General features: G+C 75.5%; 5 protein-coding genes and 1 pseudogene. 3 read left to right on the forward strand and 3 right to left on the reverse strand.

Translation table 11 applies throughout. The annotated features are described in order from the left end of the window. Positions 1-150 precede the first annotated feature (150 nt). Positions 151-2,949 (reverse strand): phosphoenolpyruvate carboxylase, encoded by a 2,799-nt coding sequence (gene ppc, locus ACFXAM_RS29790; RefSeq protein ID WP_380295897.1) that lies wholly within the window; start codon positions 2,947-2,949, stop codon positions 151-153. Positions 2,950-3,225: 276 nt separating this feature from the next. Here ppc and ACFXAM_RS29795 point away from each other — a divergent pair, with 276 nt between their 5' ends. Then, positions 3,226-4,497: a sensor histidine kinase gene (locus tag ACFXAM_RS29795; RefSeq protein ID WP_380295899.1), complete on the forward strand. Its 1,272-nt coding sequence runs from the start codon at positions 3,226-3,228 to the stop codon at positions 4,495-4,497. A 36-nt stretch (positions 4,498-4,533) separates the two neighbouring features. Here ACFXAM_RS29795 and ACFXAM_RS29800 read toward each other — a convergent pair whose 3' ends face one another. Together ACFXAM_RS29800 and ACFXAM_RS29805 are read right to left on the reverse strand one after the other, a co-directional pair. After that, complete coding sequence (locus tag ACFXAM_RS29800; protein WP_380295905.1) at positions 4,534-5,025, reverse strand: SUKH-3 domain-containing protein; 492 nt, start codon at positions 5,023-5,025, stop codon at positions 4,534-4,536. Positions 5,026-5,156: 131 nt separating this feature from the next. Beyond that, the gene (locus ACFXAM_RS29805) at positions 5,157-5,621 is read right to left on the reverse strand and encodes a YwqJ-related putative deaminase (protein WP_380295901.1); all 465 of its coding nucleotides are present in this window, start codon (positions 5,619-5,621) and stop codon (positions 5,157-5,159) included. Between the two features lie 491 nt (positions 5,622-6,112). Between ACFXAM_RS29805 and ACFXAM_RS29810 the strand changes: the two genes are divergently transcribed. Both ACFXAM_RS29810 and ACFXAM_RS29815 read left to right on the forward strand, forming a co-directional pair. Then, a complete protein-coding gene (locus ACFXAM_RS29810; RefSeq protein WP_380295903.1) occupies positions 6,113-7,114 on the forward strand; it encodes an SMI1/KNR4 family protein in 1,002 nt (333 codons plus the stop codon). 69 nt (positions 7,115-7,183) lie between these two features. Next, a pseudogene (locus ACFXAM_RS29815) lies at positions 7,184-7,607 on the forward strand (hypothetical protein); the annotation flags it as partial.

Consider the following 7,607-nt stretch of genomic DNA (forward strand, 5'->3'; position numbering starts at 1 on the left):
GCGGCAGGGCTTGGCCGCCCGCGACGTGGGGGGGGTGGTCGGTTCGCTCGGCGCGGGCCGGTCGGGGGGGGCGGGGCGCGCGGGCGGGGCCGCCCCGCCCGGCGCCCACCCCCCCCCCCCCCGGGGGCCCTGGGGCGTCCGGGGTGCCGGTCAGCCGGTGTTGCGCAGGCCGGCGGCGATGCCGTTGACGGTCAGCAGCAGCGCCCGGGCCCGCAGCGGGTCCTCCTGGCGGCCGGTGGCGACCTCCTCGCGCTGCCGGCGCAGCAGCGCGACCTGGAGGTAGGAGATCGGGTCGAGGTAGGCGTCGCGGACCGCGAAGGTCTGCTTGAGCACCGGGTTGTGCTCCAGCAGCTCGTTCTCCCCGGTCAGGCGGAGCACCTCGCGCAGGGTGAGGTCGTGCTCGGCCTGGATCTGCTCGAAGACGTGGTGCAGCTCGTCGGGCACCAGCTGCTCGACGTAGTGGCGGGCGATCCGCAGGTCGGTCTTGGCCAGCGTCATGGCGACGTTGGACAGGAAGTTGCGGAAGAAGTGCCACTGGCCGTACATCTCGTCGAGCACGTCGCCCAGGCCGGCCTCGCGGGCGGCGGCCAGGCCGGCGCCGACGCCGTACCAGCCGGGGACGATCTGGCGGGACTGGGTCCAGCCGAACACCCACGGGATGGCCCGCAGGCCGTCCAGGCCGGCGCCGGAGTCGGGGCGGCGGGACGGGCGGGAGCCCAGGTGCAGCGAGGCGAGCTGGTCGACCGGGGTGGCGGCGAAGAAGTACTTCGGCAGGTCGTCCTGCTCGACCAGGGCCCGGTAGGAGGTGTGCGCGGCCTCGGAGACCCGGTCCATGGCGGCGTCCCAGCGGGCCAGCTCCTCGGGGGCCTGGCGCGGGGCGGTGTGCAGCGCGGAGGCGGCCAGCGTGGCGGAGAGGGTCAGTTCGAGGTTCTCCCGGGCCAGCGAGGGCAGCAGGTACTTGTCGGAGATGACCTCGCCCTGCTCGGTGACCTTGATCTCGCCCTCCAGGGTGCCCCACGGCTGGGCCAGGATGGCCTCGTGGGAGGGGCCGCCGCCGCGGCCGACGGTGCCGCCGCGGCCGTGGAAGAGCCGCAGCCGGATGCCGTAGCGGTGGGCGACGTCGCGCAGCCGGCGCTGGGCGCGGTGGATCTCCCACTGGGAGGTGGTGATGCCGCCGAACTTCGAGGAGTCGGAGTAGCCGAGCATGACCTCCTGGACGTCGCCGCGCAGCGAGACGAGCAGCCGGTAGGAGGGGTCGGAGAGCATCTCGTCGAGGATCCGGTCGGCCTGCTGGAGCTCGTCGGTGGTCTCCAGCAGCGGCACGATGCCGATCTTGGCGATCCCGGCGTGAAGGTCGATCAGGCCGGCCTCGCGGGCGAGCACGGTGGCGGCGAACACGTCGTCGGCGCCCTGGCACATCGAGATGATGTACGACTCGACGATCTCGTCGCCGAACCGCTCGAAGCCCTCGCGGATGGTGGTGAAGACGCCGAGGGTCTTGGCGCCGGCGGCGTCCAGCGGGGCCGGGGTGGGCGCGAGCGGGCGGCGCGAGCGCAGCTCCTTGGCGAGCAGCCGCTGACGGTACTCGCGGGGCATGTCGGCGTAGCGCCAGGCCTCCTCGCCGAGCCGGTCGAAGAGCTGGCCGAGCGCGTGGTGGTGGGCCTCGGCGTGCTCGCGCACGTCCATGGTGGCGAGCTGCAGGCCGAACGCCTCGATGGTGCGGATGGCGCGGGCGAGCCGGCCGTCGGCGATCAGCTCGCCGCGGTGGGCGCGCAGCGAGTCCTGGATCATCCGCAGGTCGGCGACGAGCTCGCGGGTGCCGAGGTAGTCGCGGCCCTCGACGTGCGGGGTGCCGCCGGCCAGGCGCTCGCGGGTGTTCTCCAGCTTGAGCCGGATGCAGGTGGCCTTGAGGCGGTACGGCTCCTCGGCGTTCATCCGCTTGTAGCGCGGGCTCAGCTCGGGGAGCAGCTGGAGGTCGGTGTTGAGCGAGGCGAGCAGTTCGACGGAGGCGCCGGCCAGCCGCTCCGAGGTGGAGAGGGTGCCGCGCAGGTCGTCGATGGCGGCGAGGGCGTCCTTGATGCCGTACTCGTGCTGGAGGTTGAGGACGTCCCAGGTGACCTGCGGGGTGACGTTGGGGTTGCCGTCGCGGTCGCCGCCGATCCAGGTGCCGAAGGTGAGCGGGCGCACGCCGTCGGGCAGCTCCAGGCCGACCCGGGCGAGTTCCTCGTGCAGCTCCTCCAGGACCTGCGGGACGGCGTCGCGGTAGAGCTCGTCGAGGTAGTAGACGGCGTTGCGGGCCTCGTCGGTGGGCTCCGGGCGGGCGATGCGCAGCTCGTCGGTCTGCCAGAGCAGGTCGATGACCTCGGCGAGGCGGCGGTCGGCCTGGCGGCGGGCGGAGGAGGTGCGGGCCGGGTCGGCCTGGGAGAGGCCGGCGGCGATCTCCTCGCGGTGGATGCGGTCGAGCAGCTCGCCGATCCGGCGGAGCTTGTTGAGGACGCTGCGGCGGGCGGCCTCGGTCGGGTGCGCGGTGAAGACCGGGCGGACGGCGAGGTGGGCCAGGGTGTCGCCGAGGTGCTTGGGGTCGGCGTCGGCCAGCTGGTCGGCGGTCTGCGCGAGCAGCGAGCCCTCGCGGGCGCGGCGGGTGGCGAACTCGCGGCCGCGGTGCACCTGCTCGGTGACGTTGGCGAGGTGGAAGTACGTGGAGAAGGCGCGCACCAGCTTGGCGGCGGTCTCCAGATCGATGTCGGAGAGCAGTTCGGCGGTGGCCTCGCCGTTGGTGCGGCTGAGCAGCCGGACCTGTTCGACCAGGCCGAGCAGCTGGGGACCTTCCTGGCGGACCAGCGTCTCGCCGAGCAGGTCGCCGAGGCGACGGATGTCCGCGCGCAATGCGGCGTTGTCGGCGACCACGGGGGTCGGGTTGTCCGCCTGGCTGGGGACCGGAGCGGTCACGGCTGGCTCCCTCGGGGTGGTGGGGTGTTCGGCAACGGCTCATCGTCACAGGGCCGCCCCGCGTGTGGCGGGTGTGACGCGTGCGGACCGCGCTGTCCGACGCGACCAGCATAGGTGTCGTCCGGTGCGCTGTCCGCGAAGTGGCCGGATGGCGGACAGGCATGCCCCGGGACCGTATGTGGTCTGGACCACTGAAGCCGGTCGGGCGGCGGCCCGGAAGGGTTTGCGGCGCGACCCGGTGGGGGAGGGGCCGGGGCGCGCCGTAGTCTGTGGGGCATGAGCAAGTCGCCTGGGGAGCGAGCGCGGGACCGGTCGTCGTTCTTGTGGTGGCCGCGGCGGCGCAGCGCCCTCCTGGACGCCGGGCTCGCCGCGCTGGCGGCGCTGGAGTGCGCCGGCAGCTCGATCACCTACATCGGCAGCCGGGTCCACCTCGGCGCGGCGGCCGAGATCGCGGTCGGGATGTTCGCCGCGCTGGCCGGCGCCACCCTGGTGGTGCGGCGGCGCTGGCCGGTCGTCCCGGTGGTGGTCGCGCTGCTCGTGATGCCGGCCGTGCCCAGCATGGTGCTGCTGCTGGTGGCGCTGTACACGCTGGCCGAGACCTGGGAGTGGCCCTCGCGCCGCCGGCGGGTGGTGGCGCTCTCCGCGCTCGCCTACGCCGAGACGGCCGGGGTGATCCTCATGTCGATGCTCAACCCCGGCGAGCCCGCGACCGAGCAGCCGCCGTTCTGGGGCCAGGTGGTGCTGTCGCTGCTGGTGGCGGCCGGGGCGACCGCGGTGCCGGTGGTGACCGGCCTGTACGTCGGCGCCCGGCGGCGGCTGATCGACTCCCTCAAGGACCGCGCGCACGGCCTGGAGACCGAGCTGGACCTGCTGGCCGAGCAGGCCCGCGAGCGCGCCCGCCGGGCCCGGCTGGAGGAGCGCACCCGGATCGCCCGGGAGATGCACGACGTGGTGGCGCACCGGGTCTCGCTGATGGTGGTGCACGCCGGGGCGCTGGAGCGGATCGTGGCCAAGGACCCGGAGAAGGCGGCGCAGAGCGCCAAGCTGATGGGCGAGGTCGGCCGGCAGGCGCTCAACGAGCTGCGCGAGATCCTCGGGGTGCTGCGGATGTCCGAGGAGAACGCGCCGGAGCCGGACTCGCTGACCGGGCTGCCCCGGCTGGTCGACCAGTCCCGGGCGGCCGGGATGGCCGTCACCCTGACCGTCAGCGGCAGCCGGCAGGAGTTCACCGGCGAGGCCGAACAGACCGCGTACCGGGTGGTGCAGGAGGGGCTGACCAACGCCCACAAGCACGCCGGCGGCGCTCAGGTGTCGGTGCTGCTCGCCTACGCGCCGAACGGTGTGCGGGTGAGCGTGGTGAACGCCTGCCCGGGCGGCGAACGGGCCGCCGCCGCGCTGCCCAGCGGCGGCAACGGGCTGGTCGGGATGCGCGAGCGGGTGGTCGCGCTCGGCGGCACCTTCTCGGCCGGGCCGGAGCGGGACGGCGGGTTCCGGGTGGAGGCGGTGCTGCCGTCGCGGCTGGCGGTCCGCCAGGACCGGCTGGTCTAGGGTCTGTCTCCTGGGCGTGCCCCGGGCCCGGACCGCTCAGGCGTCGTCCGCGGTGCGCAGCCGTTCCGGGGCGGTGCCCAGGACCAGCGCGGTGATCGCCTGGTCGACGCCGTGGCCGAGGAACCACTCGCCGGTGTGGTCGAGGCTGTGGACCCGGCCCTCCTCGTCGATCGCCAGCAGCGCCTGCCCGTACGCCTCCTCGCCCAGCGGGGCGACCCGGACGTCCAGGGCGCGGCCGAGGTCGGCCAGGGTGCGCGGCTGGTGCAGGCCGCACAGCGGGTCGATCAGGAACGGCGTGCGGGCCAGCTGCCGGCCGGGGCCGGCCAGGTCGAAGGCGAGGCCGCCGAACTCGGCCCAGGCCTCCACCGCCGCCGGGAACACCGCGTGCTGGACGCCGGCCGGGCTGCCGTACCCGACCAGGGTGTCGGCCCATTCCTCGGCCTGCCGGATCTGCCAGCGCCCGGGGTGCCAGCCGGCCGCCTTGAGCTCGGCGGCGACGTCGGCCGGGAAGCGCGGGCGGGTCCGCAGCGCGGGGCCGCCGGGCGCGGCCGGGGACGGGGAGGGGGCGGGCGGATTCAGGACGGGCTCCGGTGGCTCGGGGACGGGGGACGGGCGGTGCGTCGCACGGCCGGCGCGTGGGCGGCCGCGGGGCGGACCGGTCAGCCGGCGGCGGCCGGGCCGACCGTGACGAGCTGTACGGTGAAGTGCTCCAGCAGCGGCAGGCAGGAGCGGCACGGCGGTGCGTGGGTGCCGTGCGCGGGATCGTGCTCCTCGCGGATCCGCACGGTGGTCAGCCGGGCACCCTTGAGCGCCTTGCGCGCCTCGTGCAGGCTCATCGGCTTGCGGGCGGCGCGCTTGGAGCGCCGGCCGTCCACCGAGGTCAGGTACCGGGAGAGCAGGACCGCCTCCGGGCAGCGGCCGGTGAAGCGCTCGCGGTGCTCCGGCGGCAGCGCGTCGAGGAAGTCGCCGACCAGCGGGTGCAGCGCGGGACGGCGGTCCGACTTGTCGCCGGCCAGGGTGTGCACCTCGCCGCCCTTGAGCGACAGCGCGGCGGCGACGGCGGGCAGCAGGCTGTCGCGGTGGTGGCGCAGCAGCGGTGGCCCGGCCGGTTCCCCGGTGGTCATGGCGTCGCCCTCCTCGTCGTCCCGCTCGTCGTCCGTCCGTCCGCCTCCCGCCCGGCCCTTCCGCCCGGCCCGGTGTGGCACGGCTGTCAGGGGCCAGCCTGTCAAATGACACTGACAACCGCACATCCGGGGTGCGGCGCGCGGAGCCGACGGGCGGGCGGACACGCGATGTCGGCCGGATCCACACCGCACGATCACGACTCGTCCCCGGGTCTCCCGGATCCGCGCCCCCGGCACCCCGCCGGCGCTCCGCCACCCCGGGTGCGGCGAGGGGGCGTTCCCGGTCGCCGGACGGGCCGCGGACGGGCCGCCGACGCGGGCGGGCGGCGGCGGCCCCGGCGGCCCGGGCCGCGGCACGCACCCGCCACCCGCCGGCCACCCACTGGTCACGTCCGGGCGTGCCGGGCGGGGGGCCGGGCCGAGGGCGCACCCCCTACGCTGGTTTCCGACAAGCGCACCGAGAACATGCAGCAGCCAGTGGGGGCTCCCAGATGACGACAGGTCGGCCCGGCGTCGCCGCCGCACCGAACGCGGCGTACGCAGGTCAGGTGGTGCAGTTCCCGGACCCGGTCCGCGCGGAGCGGCACCCCGCCGGGGTCCGGGTGGACGAGTACGGCTACCCGGACTTCGGCCCCTACGCCGCCGCGGCGGCCGAGGTCGCCGACCCGCCGGCCGGCTTCGGCGTCGACGAGCTGCGGCTGACCGACTACGTCTCGGCCAACGCCGCGCTGTTCACCCAGGGCCACCCGCTCTGGGCCGATCTGGAGACCGCCGTCGCCACCCCGCCCGGCTGGACCTGGCACCACGCGGTCGGCGGCGCCGCGCCCGGCTGGCGGCGGATGGAACTGGTCCCGGTCGAGGTCAAGGCGCTGCTGCGGCACCACGGCGGCCTGGCCACCTCCTCCGCCGACCACGGGCGCCGCGGCACCCGGCCGCTGCAGGAGAAGCGGCCGGTGCACTTCTCGCTCGCCAAGGACGGCGGCGACCCGATCGGCGTCACCGAGGACCTCGTGCAGCGCGCCGAGGAGCGGCTGGGCCACCGGCTGCCCGGTGCCTACCGCACCTTCCTCAAGCTCGGCGGCGGCCGCGCCCCGGTCGGCGTGGCGCTCGACCCGGAGCTCGGGCTGCTGCTCGACCAGCCGTTCCTGACGCTCACCGAGGAGTACGGCACCGAGGACGTCGTCTACGCCAACAAGTGCCTGCGCGACCACCTCACCAAGGACTACCTCGGCATCGCCTACGCCCAGGGCGGCATCGTGGCGCTGAAGGTGCGCGGCGAGCGGGCCGGCTCGGTCTGGTTCTGCCTCTACGACGACGCCCGTGACACCGGGGCGCCGGAGGCGGCCGAGGACCGGGTGGGCCGGCTGCTGCTGCCCTGCGGGGAGGACTTCGACGCCTTCCTGCTGCGGCTGGCGGGGAGCCCGGCGGAGCTGGAGACGGTCGCCGGGCTGATGGTGGACGGCGGCTTCGCCCGTGCCGTTCCGGTGGGCTGACATGGCGTCCGCGGTGGTCGTCGAGGGTGTGGAACGAGCGGGGACGATGGGGACAGGGGTGAACCGGGCGTGGTGACGTACGCGCAGGCGCAGGAGCTCGCCGAGGAGTGGATCAACGGCGGGGTGCCGCGGGAGCGGCAGCGCGAGGTGCGGGTCCGGGAGTTCGACCTGGGCTTCGTCTGCTGGGCGGTGCAGCCCGGTGACGGCGCGGGCGGCGCCGAGGGCGAGGCCAGGCTGGTGATCGCCCGGGACTCCGGCGCCAGCACGCTCTGGCCCGCGCTGCCCGTCAACGAGGTGGTCCGGCAGTACGAGGAGACCTACGGGCGGCCGGTCGCGGCCAACCCGGCCGGTGCGGCCAGGCCCGCGCCGGGGCCGGTCGAGGCGACGTCCTTCCTGCTCAGCCCGCCGCAGTGGCTGCGGGAGGCCGGCGAGGCGGCGCTCACCGCGGAGGCGGAGCGGCTGGGGACGGGGGCGCCCGCCGCGTCCGCGACCC

The organism is Kitasatospora sp. NPDC059462, from assembly GCF_042749955.1.
Taxonomy (GTDB): domain Bacteria; phylum Actinomycetota; class Actinomycetes; order Streptomycetales; family Streptomycetaceae; genus Kitasatospora.

Bases quoted from the DNA above. Each gene is read 5' to 3' on its own strand.
- ACFXAM_RS29810 (WP_380295903.1), top strand. From the start codon at position 6,113: ATGACGACAGGTCGGCCCGGCGTCGCCGCCGCACCGAACGCGGCGTAC.
- ACFXAM_RS29805 (WP_380295901.1), bottom strand. From the start codon at position 5,621: ATGACCACCGGGGAACCGGCCGGGCCACCGCTGCTGCGCCACCACCGC.
- ACFXAM_RS29795 (WP_380295899.1), top strand. From the start codon at position 3,226: ATGAGCAAGTCGCCTGGGGAGCGAGCGCGGGACCGGTCGTCGTTCTTG.